Source organism: Xanthomarina sp. F2636L (genome assembly GCF_026410195.1).
GTDB lineage: Bacteria > Bacteroidota > Bacteroidia > Flavobacteriales > Flavobacteriaceae > Xanthomarina.
The window spans coordinates 635,770-654,364 of record NZ_JAPMLM010000068.1 but is presented as its reverse complement, the minus strand read 5'-3'; the positions used below and the strand labels follow the sequence as shown (position 1 = coordinate 654,364).

Here is an 18,595-nt window from a genome sequence, read left to right as displayed (position 1 = left end):
CAATTTTTCATTCAATTTTATATTATTTTCATTCAAAAAAGGAAGATTTTCACTTTAATTTAAGATAGTAATAAAAACTTGTGAGTTTGGTAGAATGTATTGCGAGTTCTCAAAAAACACAATCTCTCTTTTTAATTCTGCTTCAATCAAATAATAGGTTCCTTTAAAATAGCATTTTTTTACAGTAGCTTTTAAATCTGATGTCTCAACAATCTGTAGTTGATGCGCGTAAATAATATTTCCGTCAATCACATTAAATTCTCCAAAAAAGGAAGCGATTAATGGCGTTTTTGGATTGTTGTATAAATATTCTGGAGTATGGTTTGCCAATATTTTATGGTTGTTTAAAACAATCATTCTGTCTGAATATGGTAAAATATCTTCCTTATCGTGCGAAGCTACAATACAGGTAATGTTTTTCTCTTTTAAATAATTGAACAAACTTCGTCTTAGGTTCTGTTTTTTAAAATTATCGATATGACTGAAAGGTTCATCTAATAAAAGTATTTCAGGTTTATTAGCCAAAGCTCTTGCTAAGGCTACTCGTTGTTTTTGTCCACCACTTAAAAGCTTTACTTTTTTATCAGCAAAAGGAGTGAGTTCTACAATTTCCAAAAGTTCTTTTATTCGGGCTTGCTTTTCTTCTGGATAAAAATTAGATAGGTGTTTTCCAATGTTTTCAGCTACAGTAATAAAAGGCATTAAATCGAATTCCTGAGAGACGTATTTCATGAAATCGTAACCTACAACTAAGTTGTGTTTTGGTCCAAGAATTTCAGTGTCTTTCCAGAAAATTTGACCTTCATTTACATCTAATTCTCCATAGAGTAATTTTAATAAGGTGCTTTTTCCAGAACCACTTTCACCAATAATAGATACATATTCTCCAGATTCTACAGAAAAACTAATGTCTTGTAAAATAGGATTTTTTTGATATTTAAAAGAGATGTTTTTTACCTGTAGCATGTTACAAAAATAGGATAAAAAAAGTCGTTTGAAATTTCAAACGACTTTAAATTTATTGAATAAACTTTAGCTTTTTACAGCTTCACTTATTTTTTAAGCAAGGTTTTAAAACCCATATTATAAAGCGTAAACCCGAAAACATCCGCATGTTGCTCGATGGTTTTACTTACTGGAGTCCCTGCGCCATGACCTGCGTCTGTTTCAATACGAATTAGGGTTGGATGAGCTCCAGTTTGTTTGCTCTGTAATTCGGCAGCAAATTTAAAACTATGTGCTGGCACGACTCTGTCGTCATGATCGCCCGTAGTTATTAAAGTGGCAGGATATTCCACACCTTCTTTAATATTATGCAAAGGCGAATAGTTCTTTAAATATGTAAACATCTCCTTATTATCTTCGGATGTCCCATAGTCGTATGCCCAGCCAGCTCCCGAAGTAAACGTATGGTAACGGAGCATGTCTAAAACACCCACAGCTGGTAAAGCCACTTGAAATAAGTCTGGACGTTGTGTCATGGTTGCTCCAACTAAGAGTCCACCGTTAGATCCCCCTTTAATAGCTAAATATTTTGAAGCAGTGTATTTGTTATCAATTAAATATTGGGCAGCTGCAATAAAGTCGTCGAATACATTTTGCTTTTGCATTTTAGTTCCGGCATCATGCCATTTTTTTCCATACTCACCACCTCCACGTAAATTAGGAACGGCATAAATACCTCCTTGTTCCATCCAAACCACATTGGCAATGCTAAATGCAGGCGTTAAACTGATATTAAATCCGCCATAACCATAAAGGATGGTAGGGTTGTTTCCGTTTAATTCTAACCCTTTTTTATGAGTAATAATCATTGGTACTTTTGTGCCATCTTTTGATGTGAAAAACACCTGATTGCTTTCGTATTCATTCGGATTAAAATCAATCTCAGGTTTGCTATACAGTTTTGAAGCTCCAGATTCTATTTGGTAATTGTAGATATTTCCAGGAGTAATATAATTGGTAAAGGAGTAATACAATTCAGTTTCATCTTTTTTGGCTGAAAAACCTCCAGCAGACCCAAGTCCAGGAAGTTCTACTTCGCGAACTAGTTTCCCGTCGTAATTGTATTGAAATACTTTTGAAACAGCATCTACCATATAAACAGCAAAGAGATAATGACCTGCTTTTGAAGCCGACAACACATGTTCTGATTCTGGAATAACATCTACCCAATTTTCTGGATTAGGATTTGATGCCGATACTTTTACAACCCGTTTATTGGGTGCATTTAGATTGGTTAATAAGTATAAAGTCTCTCCTTTATTTGTAATAAGTCCTGTATCACTATCTGTATTACCTATAATTTCAACAAAAGGAGCATTGGTCTTATTTAAGTCTTTTACATATAATTTATTTCCAGACGTAGATACTTTCGGATTTATAAATAAAAATCGATCATCTTCACTAACATTTCCAGTAATATATCGATGTTTTTCTGCATCTGTTCCTCCATAAATAAGAAGGTCCTCTTTTTGTGGAGTTCCTAATTTATGATAAAAAACTTTATGCTGATCTGTTTTTGCAGAGAGTTCACTCCCTTCTGGTTTGTCGTAACTAGAATAGTAGAAGCCTTCGTTTTTATACCAAGAAACACCACTAAATTTAATATCTACCAAAGTGTCTTCTAGGATATCTTTAGTTTCGGTATCGATAAGGATGACTTTTCTCCAATCGCTACCTCCTTCAGAAATAGCATAAGCAAGCATCTTGCTGTTTTTTGAGAAAAATAAGCCTCCTAAAGACGTGGTTCCATCTTTACTAAAGGTATTTGGATCCAGAAAAACTTCTTCTTTTGTATCGTCTTTTTTCTTTCTATAAACAACAGATTGATTTTGAAGTCCATCGTTTTTAAAATAGTAATTATAGTCGCCTTCGGTTGAAGGAGCGCTAATTTTTTCAAAATTCCAAAGTGTCTTTAAGCGTTCTTTTAAACTGTCTCTATAAGGGATTGTTTTTAAATAGTCTTGAGTTACCTTATTTTCTTCTTTAACCCAGGCAGCAGTTTCAGGACTTCTGTTGTCTTCTAGCCATCTGTAGGGATCTTTAACTTCTGTTCCAAAATAAGAGTCTACAGTATCTACGGTTTTAGTTTTAGGATATTTCAATGACGTTTCTGGTTTTTTAGTATTTGTATCGCAACTAAAAATAACAGTTGCGCATAAACAAGAGATAATAATTTTTTTCATGAGAACTCTATATAGATGGGTTTAATACAAAACTTGATTAAAAAGATAAACTTCAAAAATAGCTAAAAGCCTTAACTATAAATGCAAAGGCTTTGTTAATTAATAGAATGCAAAAAGACCGTTTTCGAAAGAGAAAACGGTCTTTTAAAATTAACACTAATTATTATAATATTATAAATCGAACTTAATTCCTTGAGCTAATGGTAACTCATCAGAATAGTTTACTGTATTTGTTTGACGTCTCATATATACTTTCCAAGCATCAGATCCAGACTCACGGCCTCCACCTGTTTCTTTTTCACCACCAAAGGCACCACCAATTTCAGCACCTGAAGTTCCAATATTTACATTGGCAATTCCACAATCTGAACCAGCAAACGATAAGAACTTTTCAGCTTCTTTCATCTCATTTGTCATGATAGCAGAAGATAATCCTTGAGCAACACCATTTTGTTGTTCAATAGCATTTTCAACCTCTCCAGAGTATTTCATTAAGTATAAAACAGGAGCAAAAGTTTCGTGCTGTACAATTTCGTAATGATTTTCAGCTTCAATAATAGCAGGTTTTACGTAGCATCCGCTTTCGTATCCTTCACCTTCTAAAACGCCACCTTCAACTAATACATTTCCACCTTCAGCTTTTGCTTTTTCAATAGCAGCTAAATAGGTGTTTACAGAGTCTTTGTCAATTAATGGTCCAATATGGTTTTTCTCGTCTAATGGGTTTCCAATAGTTAACTGTCCGTATGCACCAACAATAGCATCTCTTACTTTATCGTAAACAGATTCGTGAATAATTAATCGTCGAGTTGAAGTACAACGTTGTCCGGCAGTTCCAACAGCACCAAATACAGCACCTGGCACAACCACTTTTAAATCGGCTGTAGGAGTAATAATAATGGCATTGTTACCACCTAATTCTAATAAAGATTTTCCAAAACGTTCTGCAACTGTTACACCAACAATTCTTCCCATTCTTGTAGAACCTGTAGCAGAAATTAATGGAACTCTCGTGTCGGTAGTCATCATTTCACCCACTGTATAATCTCCTGTAATAATATTTGAAATACCTTCTGGTAAGTTATTTTCTTTTAAAATTCCAGCTATAATATTCTGACAAGCTACTGCGCATAAAGGTGTTTTTTCTGAAGCTTTCCAGATACATACATCTCCACAAACCCAAGCTAAAGCCGTATTCCATGCCCAAACAGCTACTGGAAAGTTAAAAGCCGAAATAATTCCAACCACACCTAAAGAATGCCATTGCTCACGCATAACGTGACCTGGACGTTCCGATGGGATGGTTTGTCCGTTTAATTGTCTTGATAAACCAACTGCAAAATCGCAGATATCAATCATTTCTTGAACTTCTCCATAACCTTCCTGGAGAGATTTTCCCATTTCGTAAGAAACTAACTTTCCTAAAGGTTCTTTTAATTCACGTAACTTATTTCCAAATTGACGAACTATTTCACCACGTTGAGGTGCTGGCATATTTCTCCAAGTTAAAAAAGCAGCAGATGCTGTTGTTATAACTTTTTCGTAATCTTCTTTTGTGGTCGATTTTACTTTACCAATTAATTGCGCGTCTACAGGAGAATAGCTTTCAATAACCTCGCCATTGGCAAAGTTATTAGAGCCTGTAGAAGTCCCTTCATTTATATCTTTTACTCCAAGTTGTTTTAGAGCTTTTTCAATTCCGTAATCGGTAGCAATTGCTTCCATATTTGCTTAATTTTTTTACTGATTATTAATTAATATCACAAAGATAGGAATAAAATGTTGTTTCTCTGGAGATAGGTTTTCGAAATAACGTAACTTTAAGACTTGTATTTTAAATTTTGTATTTATGAGACCCTACCTGTATTTTTTGCTTTTATTTTTAGTTGTTTCTAGTTGTAAGAATGAAGAAGAACTAAAGGCTTTTTCTAATAGCAGACAATTAGCAAATGACACTTTAGAACGATCAAAAGATAAAAATGAAAAAAAAATCAATGAATTTGCCATTGTTATTCATGGAGGCGCAGGAACAATTTTAAAAGAAAATATGACTAAAGATGACGAAGCAGCTTATAAGTTAAAATTAGAAGAAGCTGTTCGCGTGGGATATGAGATTTTAAAAAATGGGGGAAGTAGTTTGGATGCCGTAGAACAAACTATTCGTATAATGGAAAACTCTCCTTTGTTTAATGCAGGAAAAGGAGCTGTTTTTACAAATGCTGGTACAAACGAATTAGATGCTTCCATTATGGATGGAAAAACCTTAAATGCAGGGGCTTCTGCAGGAACAAAAACAGTAAAAAACCCGATAAGTTTGGCAAGAACTGTTATGGAGCATTCTCCACATGTTATGTTAGCAGGACATGGAGCAGATATATTTGCACAGGAACAAGGTTTAGAAATTGTAGATTCTACTTACTTCTATACTGAAAGTAGAATGAACTCTCTAAAGCGCGTAAAAAGTCATGAAGAAAATAAAAAGAAAGTTAATAAAACAGCATTTTATGATGCTACTATTAAAGACTCTAAATTTGGAACGGTTGGTTGTGTTGCTTTAGACAAAAGCGGAAATTTAGCTGCAGGAACCTCTACCGGAGGTATGACCAACAAACGTTGGGGAAGAATAGGTGATGCTCCAATAATTGGAGCAGGAACTTATGCCAATAATAATACCTGCGCTGTTTCTAGTACAGGCTGGGGAGAATTTTTTATTCGCGGTATGGTAGCTCACGATATTTCTGCATTAATGGAATATAAAGGACTTTCGCTTCAAGAAGCTGCTCGTGTAGTTATTCAAGAAAAAATTCCAGATCTTGGGGGTGATGGCGGGATTATTGCCGTTGATAAAAATGGGAATATGGTCATGGAATTTAATACAGCAGGTATGTATCGAGCCTCCATAAATGATAAAGATGAATTATATATTGGGATTTATAATGACTAAAACAGTTCCATATTATGCAGTTATTTTTACTTCAATTCAAAATGAAGATGTTAATGGTTATCCAGAAATGGCAGAGAAAATGGAATCATTAGCCAAACAGCAAAAAGGGTTTTTAGCAATAGAATCTGCAAGAAATCATATAGGAATTACTGTTAGTTATTGGGAAAGTTTAGAAGCTATTAAAACATGGAAACAACATTCCGAACATCTTTTAGCACAACAAAAAGGAAGAAGCCAATGGTACCATTGGTATCATGTTAGAATCTGTAAAGTAGAACGAGAATACGACTTTTCATTATCGTAGCGAATTTCCTTTGGCAGCCCACCAAGGATGTACTTCAACAACCAATCTACCAGCTTTAACTAAAGGGTCTGAGTTGGCAAGACTATCTGCCATTTTTAAAGTAGGTACATTATATACCGTTATGCCACGAATATCACCGTCGTCCCCAAATGGCCCAATTAAATCAGCATAACCTTCTTGATACATTTTAGATAAATGTTCTAAATGTGCTTCTTGTAACATAGCAGCCTCCTCTTCATTTTGATTCCTTATCGGACCACTTTTTAAAAAAGCCATAAAATATTGCTGCATTAAAATAGTGTCTTGAGTTTTTGGGTTGATGTAATTGAAAGTTTTAAAACCCATTGAGTTTAATTCTGCTTTAATCTCTTTGTCAGTTTTTTCAATAGGAACAACATTAATTTTTTCAATAATAGTATCTATTTTTACAATGGTATCTGTAATTTCAATAGAAGTAGGGTCTTCTAGATTGTCTATTGAAGATCCTTGTTTATCCTGTTTACAAGCTGAAAAAACAATAAAACAAAGGCTTATTAAGATGAGGTTTTTCATAATATAAAATGTTATTTTTTAGTCCAAGATTTATAGGGGCTTTTACTTAATTGAGAGTTATAATATTTGGTGTCTCCAGTAACTTCTTTGTCTAACCAAGCAGGTTTTATAAATAGTTCAGTAACATGGTTTAATTCTATTTCAGCAACAATTAAACCTTCGTTTGCACCATAAAATTCATCTACTTCAAAAGTGTGGTTTCCCTTGTTTATTAAATATCTGGTTTTTTCAATCCGGCCTTCTTCACATAAATTAAAAAGAGCTTCGGCATCTGTTTTAGAAATTTCTTTTTCCCATTCAAATCTAGAGATGCCATTATTTGAAGGAGGTCCTTTTACAGTTATAAAACCTTGATTATCAGTAATTCTTATCCGAACAATCTTATTTTTATCCGAGCTTAGAAATCCTTGTTTTATATGGATTTCTTTAAAGGCTTCTTTTTTATAAGTATTGTTTTTAACTAAAAATTTACGTTCAATTTCTATCATATTTATTGCCTATGAAAAAGGGTACTTTAATTATTAATGGCTATTTTTTTAATTTCATCCGATGGGATTAGTATAGTAGGATACGAGTTATTTGCGAGAAAAACCATGCATTTGACGATACTTATAGGATGAATGGATTTATATTTTGAAAGAGAACCCAATAAAAAAGGGTTAACAAATTTCATAAGAAGTTTTGCAACAGACTCTCCAAATCTCTTTTCGCTTCTATTTCCTCCAATTAATGCAGGCTGTAAGATATAAGTATTTGTAATTTTCTCCATTAAAATAGCTTCTTCCATCCTTCCTTTTGTTCGGTTATAAAACAAATTGGATTGTTTATCTGCTCCTAATGCAGAAATAACAATAAATGTTTTAATGTTATTTTCTTTACTAAGTTGTGCTGCCATAACAGGAATCCCATAGTCTATTTGAAGATACTGTTCTTCGTTTGGAGTTTTCGCTTTTGTGGTACCAATGCAGCAAAAAACTTCATCAGCATTAAAGTCCTCTTTATGAGAGGTTAGATCTAATAAATCTACGAGATGTTCTTCAATTTTATCATGTTTGATACCACAAGATGTTCTTGAAAACAAAATAATTTTATTATATCTGCTATCTAAAAGTAGTTTTTCCAGTAACAAACCTCCAGTTAATCCAGTAGCTCCTAAAATGATGGCTGTTTTACCCATTTCGACACGTCATTTTTGATAAAGATATTATAAATTTACATGATGTCAGACAATTTACCCATTCGAAAAATTATTCATGTAGATATGGATGCTTTTTATGCATCTGTAGAGCAAATGGACAATCCAGAATTGAAAGGTAAACCCATTGCAGTAGGAGGTGGTGGAACTCGTGGTGTGGTAAGCGCTGCCAGTTATGAAGCTAGAAAGTTTGGAGTTAGAAGTGCTATAAGTGGCGCACAAGCCAGAAGGAATTGTCCAGACTTAATATTTATAAAACCTCGTTTTGACAGATATCATGAAATTTCAAAACAGATTAGAAAAATTTTCCATGATTATACAGATTTGGTAGAACCATTATCCTTAGACGAAGCATATCTCGATGTTACTGAAAATAAAAAAGGAAATCCAAGTGCCAGTTTAATTGCCAAAGAAATAAGAGATCGTATTTTTAAAGAGGTTGGTTTAACAGCTTCAGCAGGTATTTCTGTCAATAAGTTTGTTGCTAAAGTGGCTAGTGATTACAACAAACCTAATGGTCAAAAAACAGTCAATCCTGAAGAGGTTATACCTTTTTTAGAGGCGCTAGATATTAGAAAATTTTATGGAGTTGGCAAGGTAACTGCCGAAAAAATGTATCAATTAGGTATTTTTACTGGTAAAGATTTAAAATCTAAATCATTAGAATATTTAGATACTAACTTTGGAAAGTCTGGAGCTTTCTATTATTACATAGTTCGAGGGATTCATACCTCTGAAGTGAAACCCAATAGAACTAGAAAGTCTTTAGCTGCAGAGCGCACTTTTAATGAGAATTTATCAAGCGAAATCTTCATGCTTGAAAAATTGGAACATATAGCTCAAGAGGTTTCCAAACGCTTAAACAAAAACAAAGTATCTGGAAAAACAGTCACCTTAAAAATAAAATACAGCGATTTCACCTTACAAACAAGAAGTAAAACGTTGCCATATTTTATGAGTGATAAAGATTTGATTTTAGAGGTTGCGAAAGACTTGTTATATCAAGAAAAATTAAGTAATTCGGTAAGATTGCTTGGTATTTCAATGTCCAATTTAAATAATGAAAAGAGCAATAAAAAACCAAGCAAACCCGAATATAAAACGGTAAGTGTGCAATTGCAGTTTGCGTTTTAAAAATTACAATCTGTAATCTCAGTAACTCGAAGCGTATTAACCATGCCTTTTGCTTGTATTGGCATAGCAGCTAAACTCACTAACATATCTCCAGGCTCTAAATATCCTTTTTTACATGCAATGGCGTTAACGTCTTCTATAGTTTCGTCTGTACTAACAAATTTATCGTAATAAAAAGCCTTAACTCCCCAAAGTAAATTTAGTTGAGTTAAAATTCTTTTGTTGGAAGTGAAAACTAATATATGTGCACTTGGTCTCCAAGCCGAGATTTGAAAGGCTGTATATCCACTATTGGTAAGTGTTGAAATAGCTTTAGCATCAATTTCATTAGCCATATTTGCTGCGTGATAGCAAATAGACTTAGTAATATATCTTTTGGTTCTAATATGTGGTGGTACTTGTGGCACCTTAATTAAAGAGGAGTCTTCAACACTTTTTATAATGTTGGACATTTGTTTAATAACTTGAATAGGGTAACTCCCAACAGAGGTTTCCCCAGAAAGCATAACAGCATCTGCACCATCCATAACAGAGTTTGCAACGTCGTTTACTTCAGCTCTTGTTGGTGTTAAACTAGAAATCATGGTTTCCATCATTTGTGTGGCAATAATTACTGGAATTCTAGCCTGCTTGGCTCTTAAAACCAATTGTTTTTGAATTAAAGGTACTTCTTCAGCTGGAATTTCAACACCTAAATCGCCACGAGCTACCATTAAACCATCGCAATATGCTACAATTTTATCGATATTCGCAACAGCTTCAGGTTTTTCAATTTTTGCAATAATTGGAATTTTATGATCGCTATGTTTGCTTATTAATTCTTCTAATTGCATTAAATCTTCAGCATGACGTACAAAAGAAAGTGCCATCCAATCAACTTTTTGTTCAATTGCAAAAAGGGCATCTTCTATATCTTTTTCGGTAAGTGCTGGTTGCGAAATATTTGTATTTGGAAGGTTTACCCCTTTTTTAGAACGTAAAGGTCCTCCTTGAATCACTCGAGCTACCACTTCTGTTTTTCTATCTGAAGAAACCACTTCGAAAATTAACTTCCCATCGTCTAATAAGATTTTTTCTCCAGGATTAGCATCTTGAGGAAACTTATCGTAAGTCATATAAACACGTTCTTTGGTGCCTTCAAAACGTTCGCCAGTTGCAAAAACAATTTCATCTCCCTCATTTACAAAAACTTCACCTTTCATGTTCCCAACACGTAGTTTTGGGCCTTGCAAATCGGCAAGAATGGCTGCGTTATAATCAAATTCGTCGTTTAGTTCACGTATCATCTTAATACGTTCTTCTACGTCTTTATAATCTGCATGAGAAAAGTTTATTCTAAACACGTTAACACCTTCATCTAACATCCCTTTTAAAATTTCTTTGGTGCTAGTTGCTGGGCCTAATGTGGCTACAATTTTGGTTTTTTTTCTTTTTAACATTAATTAAATATTAAATTGTTTTTTGATTTAAGTTGTTCTACTTCTATTTGATAGGCCGTAATAATATGTGGAATTTCTTGAATTTTGTTTATTATTTTAAGGCTCTTATTAGTGGGTAATAGTTCGTCGTTAATTTTTAATAAAAAATTAATTTTTTTCAATTCTGGTAGCAAATAATTGGTTTCAATAATTTTTCCAGAACCTGTAAATAAGTCGTTATCTAGTATTGGGTTTGTTGTTTCTACCTTGCAGGTGTTTGATACTAAATTCCAAACGACTAATTGTTTGTGATCTTCCCATTCGTAAATGGAGTAATTGGCATTGTTTTTAAAATCTAGATCTAATTTTTTTCGTTTAAGATTGATGTTCAATTTTGAGTTTAAAAAATAGGCAAGTCTATAATCTTCTATGGATGTATGAATTCCAATGAGCGTAAAATCTGCTTCATCAAAAAAATCGTCTAAGCTAAGTTTTTTTATTGCCATGATAAATATTATCATGTAAATATAAGATATATCCTGTTTAGTAAAGTTAAGTTTTGATTAATCTTAACACTATTAAATCTAGATATAATAAGGATTTTAGAAATCTTTGGATATTTGTTTTTGAAAAACAAAATAGGCGCGTTTCGATGCTTTTTCTTCAGCTTTCTTTTTTGAAGTAGCTCTTGCTTTTGCAACTACTTTCTCGTTTATTGATAGTTTTACTGAAAAGTGTCTTACATCGTCGTTACCTGAATCTTCATATACATGATAATCGAAAGTTTTCTTTTCTTTTTGACACCATTCAATAAGTAAGCTTTTGTAGCTTATTACTTTACCTTCCAGCGTTTCAATATCTACATAAGGAATAATAACTGTTTTATAGATGAATTTTTCACAGTATTTATAGCCTTTATCAAGGAAAATAGCTCCTACAAGTGCTTCAAATAAATTGCCATGAATATTATCTCCAAACTGTCCTTTTGGAATTTTACTTTCAACAAGACTAATTAAATTCAGGTCTTTGCCTAGTTCATTTAAATGTTCTCTACTAACAATTTTAGAGCGCATTTTTGTTAAATAACCTTCGTCTCCACTTGGAACTTCAATGTATAAATGTGAAGCGATAACGGCTCCAAGCATAGCATCTCCTAAAAACTCTAAACGTTCGTAGTTAATGGTATTGCCTTGGGTGTCTTTAATATTCATAGAACGATGCGTAAAGGCCGTCTTATAGAAGTTTAAAGATTTAGGCTTAAAGCCAAGAGTTTTGTGAATAAACACAAAAAAATTCCCGTCATTTTTAGAACGGGAATTTAATATGTTTCGAATGTGTTTCATTCGTTAGTCTAATCTAGTTTTTTGAATAATACACATGCATTATGACCTCCAAAGCCAAAGGTATTACTCATAGCTACTTTAACGTTTCTTTTTTGTGCTTTGTTTAATGTTAAATTAAGTTTAGGATCAATATTTTCATCAACAAACTCATGGTTAATTGTAGGAGGAACAATTCCATGTTCCATCGCTAAAATGGCAGCTATTGATTCAATGGCTCCAGCAGCTCCTAACAAATGTCCAGTCATAGATTTTGTTGAGTTGATATTAATGTTTTTTGCATGGTCTCCAAACACTTCAGAAATGGCTTTTAATTCTGCAACATCTCCTAGAGGTGTTGAGGTACCATGTGTGTTGATATGATCAACTTCTTCAGGTTTTACTCCAGCATTTTCTAAACAATTTTTCATTACAGCAATCACACCTATTCCTTCTGGATGTGGTGCAGTCATATGATAAGCGTCGGAAGATAAACCTCCCCCAAGAACTTCAGCATATATTTTTGCGCCTCTTGCTTTTGCGTGCTCATAATCTTCAAGAATAATAGCTCCAGCGCCTTCACCTAATACAAAACCATCTCTGGTTGCGTCAAAAGGTCTTGAGGCTGTTTCTGGACTTTCGTTTCTTGTTGATAAGGCGTGCATGGCATTAAATCCACCCATTCCGGCAATAGTTACAGCTGCTTCGCTTCCTCCGGTTACTACCACATCACAATGCCCTAAACGTATATAGTTTAAAGCATCAATCATAGCATTTGCTGATGAAGCGCAAGCAGATACAGTAGTATAGTTAGGACCCATAAAACCATGTTTAATGGAAATGTTTCCTGGAGCTATATCTGCAATCATTTTAGGGATAAAGAATGGATTAAATCTTGGTGTTCCGTCTCCTCCTGCGAAGTTTAAAACTTCATCCTGAAACGTTTCTAAGCCACCAATTCCTGCTCCCCAAATAACACCTACTCTTAATTTATTGATAGCATCTAAATCTAATTTAGAGTCTGCAATGGCTTCATCTGAAGCCACCATAGCATACTGTGTAAATCGATCCATTTTACGTGCTTCTTTCCTATCAAGAAAATCGGTTGCGTTAAAGTTTTTTAATTCACAAGCGAATTTAGTCTTGAACTTTTCAGTGTCAAAATATGTTATAGGCGCAGCACCACTTTTTCCACTTATAAGCGCTTCCCAGTATTCTTCAATGGTATTGCCTATTGGTGTTAGTGCTCCTAAACCAGTAATTACAACTCGCCTTAATTCCATAAGTCTTTGTGAATTATTTAGCTGCTTCTATATAAGAAATAGCTTGACCAACTGTTGCAATGTTTTCAGCTTGATCGTCTGGGATTTGGATATCAAATTCTTTTTCGAATTCCATTATTAATTCTACAGTGTCTAATGAATCTGCTCCTAAATCGTTTGTGAAGCTAGCTTCAGTTACAACTTCGTTTTCATCAACACCTAATTTGTCTACGATAATCGCTTTTACTCTTGATGCAATGTCTGACATAATCTTTTAATTTTAAGTTTTAATTAGTTGGCAAAAATAAAAAACTTTATTTTTAAAACACACCTTTAGTATAAAAATGTGTGTGTAATTTACTAAATAACCCTGAAGTATTTTAATTTTACCTGCTAATTGTTAGTATTTAATCTTTTTTTGTTCAAATAACGAAACAATTTAATTTGTAATTAAAACAAGTATCATCAATATTAGCAAACATTCTCTTAAATTTGAACACTATTTTCACCAATCCATTATTACATTATATATGGATTAATTAATTTAAATAGATGAAACGTATTGTAATTTTTGCTTCCGGAAGTGGAACGAATGCTGAAAACTTAATCACTTATTTTAAAAACAGAAACCATGCTTCTGTTATTCAGGTATTGACTAACAATCCTCATGCCAAAGTTTTAGATCGCGCTAAAAATCTAAAAGTAAGCGCGTTGTCTTTTAATAAGATAGCTTTTACAGAAACAGACGATGTGTTAAATCTTTTAAAAGCCAATAAGCCAGATTTAATAGTATTGGCAGGCTTTCTGTGGAAATTCCCAGAAGCTATTTTGAAAGAATTTCCGAATAAAGTAATTAATATTCATCCAGCTCTTTTACCTAAATATGGTGGTAAAGGGATGTATGGAACTCATGTGCATGAAGCTATTGTTGCCAACAAAGAAATTGAAACAGGCATTACCATTCATTATGTAAATGAAAATTACGATGAAGGCGCCATAGTTTTTCAGGCTACCTGTAAGGTTTTGCCTTCTGATTCTGCCGAAGATGTTGCTGCTAAAATCCATGAATTGGAAATGAATCACTTTCCAAAAGTGGTTGAAGAAATTTTGAAATAAGATTTTCTCTATTGTAAGAAGGACAAATATGTCGAAGAAAAAGAAAAAATATTATACCGTTTGGAAAGGGCATCATACAGGAATCTTCGAATCTTGGGACGATTGCAAAGCTCAAATAAAAAATTTTGAAGGTGCTCAGTACAAGTCTTTTGAGACTTTTGATGCTGCTAAAAAAGCCCTAAACGGTAATTATAGAGACTATATTGGTAACTCAAAAAAATTCATGTCTGGTTTATCTCAAGAACAACTAAAAAAAATAGGACAACCAAACTACCATTCTATTTCTGTTGATGCAGCTTCTTCTGGAAATCCAGGTGTTATGGAATATCGAGGAGTAGATACCAAAAGTAAAAAACAGCTTTTTATCCAAGGACCTTTTCAAGAAGGCACCAATAATATTGGAGAATTTTTAGCTTTAGTTCATGGGTTAAGTTATTTAAAAAAGCATCAAAGCGACCGGATTATTTATACAGACTCTAAAACAGCTATGAGTTGGGTTAAAAAGAAAACCTGTAACACAAAACTAGAACGCAACGAAAAAAACAAAGCCTTATTTGAATTGGTTGAAAGAGCCATAAGCTGGCTTAATTTGAATACATATAATACAACTATTGTAAAATGGGAAACCAAAGCTTGGGGAGAGATTCCTGCAGATTTTGGAAGAAAATGATTATTTATTTAAAAAAAACTTTCGCAAATTCGTAGCTAAATACCTTATATTTGCACCAAATTTTCAAACCTCAACATGAGCAAATTAGTAATAGTAGGAACCGTAGCTTTTGATGCTATTGAAACCCCTTTTGGAAAAACCGATAAAATCCTTGGTGGAGCAGCAACCTTTATTGGACTAGCAGCTTCACAATTTAACGTAGATGCCTCTGTGGTATCTATTGTTGGTGGGGATTTTCCTCAAGAATATTTAGACCTCTTAGCGGATAGAAACATCGATATCTCTGGTGTTGAAATAGTAAAAGAAGGAAAAACGTTTTTCTGGAGTGGAAAATATCATAACGATATGAATTCCCGTGATACTTTAATTACAGAGCTTAATGTTCTTGAAAATTTTAATCCAGTTGTACCAAGTGAATATAGAGATGCAGAAGTGGTAATGTTAGGTAACTTACACCCTATGGTTCAAATGAGTGTGCTTGACCAAATGGAAAGCAAACCCAAACTAGTCATTCTAGACACTATGAATTTTTGGATGGATTGTGCTTTAGAGGATTTGCTTAAAGTTATAAAACGTATTGATGTTATTACCATTAATGATGAAGAAGCTAGACAACTAACCGGAGAATATTCTTTAGTTGTTGCGGCTCAAAGGATCCACGAAATGGGACCAAAATATGTGGTGATAAAAAAAGGGGAACATGGCGCTTTATTGTTTTATAATGATAATGTATTTTATGCACCAGCTTTACCATTAGAAGAAGTGTTTGATCCAACAGGAGCAGGAGATACTTTTGCTGGAGGATTTGCGGGATATTTAGCAAAAACAGAAGATGTATCTTTTGAAAACATGAAAAATGCTGTTATATATGGATCTACACTGGCATCCTTCTGTGTGGAAAAATTTGGAACCGAACGCATGATCAATCTAAAAAGTAAGGATGTGCATCAACGTTTACAAGAATTTAAAAACTTAACCCAATTCGATATAGAATTAACATAAACAAACGCGCTCCAAATTGAGCGCGTTTTTTGATTAGAAACAAACAACAACATATTTTACCATGAGTGACGCTTTAAAACATGAATGTGGAATTGCACACATAAGGCTTTTAAAACCTTTAGAGTTTTATCATAAAAAATACGGAACTGCTTTTTATGGCGTAAATAAAATGTATCTCATGATGGAGAAACAGCACAATCGTGGTCAAGATGGTGCAGGGTTTGCAAGTATAAAGTTAGATACCAAACCGGGTGAAAGATATATAAGTCGTGTGCGTTCTATAGCACAACAGCCTATTCAGGATATTTTTGCACAGATAAACGATAGGATCAATAAAGAAATGCAAGAACACCCAGAATATAAGGATGATGTTGCTAAACAAAAGAAAGAGTTACCATACATAGGCGAGGTACTTCTTGGCCATGTTAGATATGGTACTTTTGGTAAAAATAGTGTAGAAAATGTTCATCCATTTTTAAGACAGAATAATTGGATGCACAGAAATTTAATTCTTGCCGGGAACTTTAATATGACCAATGTTAATGAGTTGTTTGATGAGTTGGTTAGAATTGGTCAACATCCAAAAGAAATGGCAGACACGGTTACTATTATGGAAAAGATTGGTCATTTTTTAGACGATGCTGTAGCCAAAAAATACAAACAACTTAAAAATGAAGGCTATAATAAAAATGAATGTAGTCCATTAATTGCCGAACGTCTTAATGTAGCAAAAATATTGAAACGCTCTTCAAAAAACTGGGATGGAGGTTATGCTATGGCTGGACTTTTAGGTCATGGAGATTCTTTTGTTTTACGTGATCCAGCTGGAATTAGACCCGTATATTATTATAAAGACGATGAGGTTGTAGTCGTAGCTTCAGAGCGTCCAGTAATTCAAACAGTCTTTAATGTGGCTTTTGAAGACGTTATGGAATTAGAACCAGGACATGCCATTATTACTAAAAAATCTGGCGATGTTTCAATTAAGAAAATTATTGAACCATTAGAACGAAAAGCTTGTTCTTTTGAGCGAATTTATTTTTCTAGAGGAAGTGATGCTGAAATTTATCAAGAACGTAAAACTTTAGGAAAGTTATTAATGCCTAAAGTTTTAGAAGCTATTGATAATGACACTAAAAATTCTGTATTTTCTTATATTCCTAATACAGCTGAGACCTCTTTCTTTGGAATGATTGAAACTGTTGAAGATTATCTTAATAAGAAAAAGACACAAGCTATTTTAGATGGAAACGGAAAACTTTCTGCTGAAAGGGTGACTCAAATTTTATCTGAACGTCCACGTATTGAAAAAATAGCTATTAAAGATGTTAAGCTAAGAACTTTTATTACTGAAGATAGTAGCCGAAACGATTTGGTAGCACACGTTTACGATGTTACTTATGGTGTTATTAAACCAACAGACAACTTAGTGATAATTGACGATAGTATTGTAAGAGGAACGACTCTTAAAATGAGTATTATTAAAATGATGGATCGATTACATCCTAAAAAAATAGTTGTGGTTTCCTCTGCCCCACAAATACGTTATCCAGATTGCTACGGAATAGATATGGCTAGATTAGAAGATTTAATAGCTTTTAGAGCCATGTTAGAATTGTTGGAAGAAAATAACAAATATCATTTAGTACAAGAAGTTTACGAAAAATGTAAAGCACAAGTAGAATTAGAAGATAAGGATGTAACAAACTTTGTAAAAGATTTGTATTCTGAATTTTCAGATGAAGCCATATCAAATAAAATAGCAGAATTAATTTCAGACGATTCTGTTAAAGCTGAAGTGGTAGCCATTTTTCAGCCTGTGGAAAATTTACATAAAGCCTGTCCTAAAAACTTAGGAGATTGGTATTTTACAGGAAATTACCCAACATCTGGAGGAAATCGTGTTGTAAATAGAGCATTTATTAATTTTTTCGAAGGAAATAAAGAACGTGCTTATTAGTTAAAACATTAATTTTTAACTGTTTGTCTAATAAAAAATGTCTTTTACCCGAAAAATTTGTAGTTCATCTAAAATATTAAAATTCTTAAATAAAATAAAACTACATTAGACGTACCATAACATAAGTAGGTTAAGTTCATGGTAGATTTGGGGCAAAAAAAGGTGAACTTTCGTTCGCCTTTTTTTATTTTCTTAGTTTGCAAATCATTTAGATCCAAAACAAAAAAACATCATAAAAATTTTTCAAAAATGTAATATTTAGCCTTAAAAAGACCGTATTTACTCTTTTAGCCTAATTTATAAGCAGTTTATCTATTTATTTTTTTTTAGAGTACTTAGCATTATATATTTGGCCTTACCATAACATAAGTAGGTTAAGTTTATGGTAGATTTGGGGCAAAAAAGGTGAACTCTCGTTCGCCTTTTTTCATTTTTATACCTGAGTGAATTTACATCTCTTTTTATTCCTATGAAGATGGAATTTTTATGCATTTTAATTATGATCAAAACTCACATTTAAGTTCAAAAAAC

Annotated in this window: 18 protein-coding genes; 7 read left to right on the top strand and 11 right to left on the bottom strand. The window is 33.3% G+C overall.

Annotated features, from left to right (window positions below; genetic code table 11):
- Nucleotides 1-54: 54 nt before the first annotated feature.
- The 3 genes from OS191_RS10335 to amaB form a co-directional block, all read right to left on the bottom strand.
- A complete protein-coding gene (locus OS191_RS10335) occupies nt 55-966 on the bottom strand; it encodes an ABC transporter ATP-binding protein (protein WP_267155610.1) in 912 nt (303 codons plus the stop codon).
- Nucleotides 967-1,052: 86 nt separating this feature from the next.
- Nucleotides 1,053-3,188 (bottom strand): prolyl oligopeptidase family serine peptidase, encoded by a 2,136-nt coding sequence (locus OS191_RS10330; RefSeq protein ID WP_267155609.1) that lies wholly within the window; start codon nt 3,186-3,188, stop codon nt 1,053-1,055.
- Nucleotides 3,189-3,359: 171 nt separating this feature from the next.
- Nucleotides 3,360-4,913 carry an L-piperidine-6-carboxylate dehydrogenase gene (gene amaB, locus OS191_RS10325; RefSeq protein ID WP_267146949.1) on the bottom strand — a complete coding sequence of 518 codons (1,554 nt, stop codon included), beginning with the start codon at nt 4,911-4,913 and terminating at the stop codon, nt 3,360-3,362.
- Between the two features lie 124 nt (nt 4,914-5,037).
- Between amaB and OS191_RS10320 the strand changes: the two genes are divergently transcribed.
- Together OS191_RS10320 and OS191_RS10315 are read left to right on the top strand one after the other, a co-directional pair.
- Nucleotides 5,038-6,132: an isoaspartyl peptidase/L-asparaginase family protein gene (locus OS191_RS10320; RefSeq protein WP_267155608.1), complete on the top strand. Its 1,095-nt coding sequence runs from the start codon at nt 5,038-5,040 to the stop codon at nt 6,130-6,132.
- Complete coding sequence (locus OS191_RS10315; protein WP_267155607.1) at nt 6,101-6,436, top strand: antibiotic biosynthesis monooxygenase family protein; 336 nt, start codon at nt 6,101-6,103, stop codon at nt 6,434-6,436. Before OS191_RS10320 ends, OS191_RS10315 begins: the two co-directional genes overlap by 32 nt.
- Here the strand turns inward: OS191_RS10315 and OS191_RS10310 are convergent.
- The 3 genes from OS191_RS10310 to OS191_RS10300 are packed head-to-tail and all read right to left on the bottom strand — an operon-like array spanning nt 6,428 to nt 8,165.
- Nucleotides 6,428-6,988 (bottom strand): YciI family protein, encoded by a 561-nt coding sequence (locus OS191_RS10310; protein ID WP_267155606.1) that lies wholly within the window; start codon nt 6,986-6,988, stop codon nt 6,428-6,430. The genes OS191_RS10315 and OS191_RS10310 overlap by 9 nt on opposite strands.
- Nucleotides 6,989-6,999: 11 nt before the next feature.
- Nucleotides 7,000-7,476, bottom strand: a complete 477-nt coding sequence (locus tag OS191_RS10305; RefSeq protein ID WP_267155605.1) for a CYTH domain-containing protein — start codon at nt 7,474-7,476, stop codon at nt 7,000-7,002.
- 26 nt (nt 7,477-7,502) lie between these two features.
- Nucleotides 7,503-8,165: an NAD(P)H-binding protein gene (locus OS191_RS10300; protein ID WP_267155604.1), complete on the bottom strand. Its 663-nt coding sequence runs from the start codon at nt 8,163-8,165 to the stop codon at nt 7,503-7,505.
- Between the two features lie 42 nt (nt 8,166-8,207).
- On the opposite strand from OS191_RS10300, the gene dinB reads away from it, so the two are divergent.
- Nucleotides 8,208-9,317 carry a DNA polymerase IV gene (gene dinB / locus OS191_RS10295; protein ID WP_267155791.1) on the top strand — a complete coding sequence of 370 codons (1,110 nt, stop codon included), beginning with the start codon at nt 8,208-8,210 and terminating at the stop codon, nt 9,315-9,317.
- Here dinB and pyk read toward each other — a convergent pair.
- The 5 genes from pyk to OS191_RS10270 all read right to left on the bottom strand — a co-directional run bounded on the left by pyk (nt 9,314) and on the right by OS191_RS10270 (nt 13,584).
- Nucleotides 9,314-10,756: a pyruvate kinase gene (pyk, locus tag OS191_RS10290; RefSeq protein ID WP_267155603.1), complete on the bottom strand. Its 1,443-nt coding sequence runs from the start codon at nt 10,754-10,756 to the stop codon at nt 9,314-9,316. The two genes, dinB and pyk, sit on opposite strands and share 4 nt — an antisense overlap.
- Nucleotides 10,756-11,241 (bottom strand): IPExxxVDY family protein, encoded by a 486-nt coding sequence (locus OS191_RS10285; protein WP_267155602.1) that lies wholly within the window; start codon nt 11,239-11,241, stop codon nt 10,756-10,758. The genes pyk and OS191_RS10285 overlap by 1 nt, the downstream gene beginning before the upstream one ends.
- A 96-nt stretch (nt 11,242-11,337) precedes the next feature.
- Nucleotides 11,338-12,078, bottom strand: coding sequence for a ribonuclease III (gene rnc / locus OS191_RS10280; protein ID WP_267155601.1), 741 nt, complete (start codon nt 12,076-12,078; stop codon nt 11,338-11,340).
- An 8-nt stretch (nt 12,079-12,086) separates the two neighbouring features.
- Nucleotides 12,087-13,337 carry a beta-ketoacyl-ACP synthase II gene (gene fabF / locus OS191_RS10275; RefSeq protein ID WP_267155600.1) on the bottom strand — a complete coding sequence of 417 codons (1,251 nt, stop codon included), beginning with the start codon at nt 13,335-13,337 and terminating at the stop codon, nt 12,087-12,089.
- 13 nt (nt 13,338-13,350) lie between these two features.
- Entirely contained in the window at nt 13,351-13,584 is a 234-nt protein-coding gene (locus OS191_RS10270) for an acyl carrier protein (RefSeq protein WP_007647141.1), read from the bottom strand.
- 284 nt (nt 13,585-13,868) lie between these two features.
- Between OS191_RS10270 and purN the strand changes: the two genes are divergently transcribed.
- The 4 genes from purN (at nt 13,869) to OS191_RS10250 (ending at nt 18,064) form a co-directional block, all read left to right on the top strand.
- Nucleotides 13,869-14,432: a phosphoribosylglycinamide formyltransferase gene (gene purN / locus OS191_RS10265; RefSeq protein ID WP_267155599.1), complete on the top strand. Its 564-nt coding sequence runs from the start codon at nt 13,869-13,871 to the stop codon at nt 14,430-14,432.
- Between the two features lie 28 nt (nt 14,433-14,460).
- Nucleotides 14,461-15,102, top strand: a complete 642-nt coding sequence (locus OS191_RS10260) for a ribonuclease H1 domain-containing protein (protein ID WP_267155598.1) — start codon at nt 14,461-14,463, stop codon at nt 15,100-15,102.
- 75 nt (nt 15,103-15,177) lie between these two features.
- Nucleotides 15,178-16,104, top strand: coding sequence for a PfkB family carbohydrate kinase (locus OS191_RS10255; protein ID WP_267155597.1), 927 nt, complete (start codon nt 15,178-15,180; stop codon nt 16,102-16,104).
- Between the two features lie 61 nt (nt 16,105-16,165).
- Nucleotides 16,166-18,064 (top strand): amidophosphoribosyltransferase, encoded by a 1,899-nt coding sequence (locus OS191_RS10250; RefSeq protein WP_267155596.1) that lies wholly within the window; start codon nt 16,166-16,168, stop codon nt 18,062-18,064.
- The last annotated feature ends 531 nt before the right edge of the window (nt 18,065-18,595 follow it).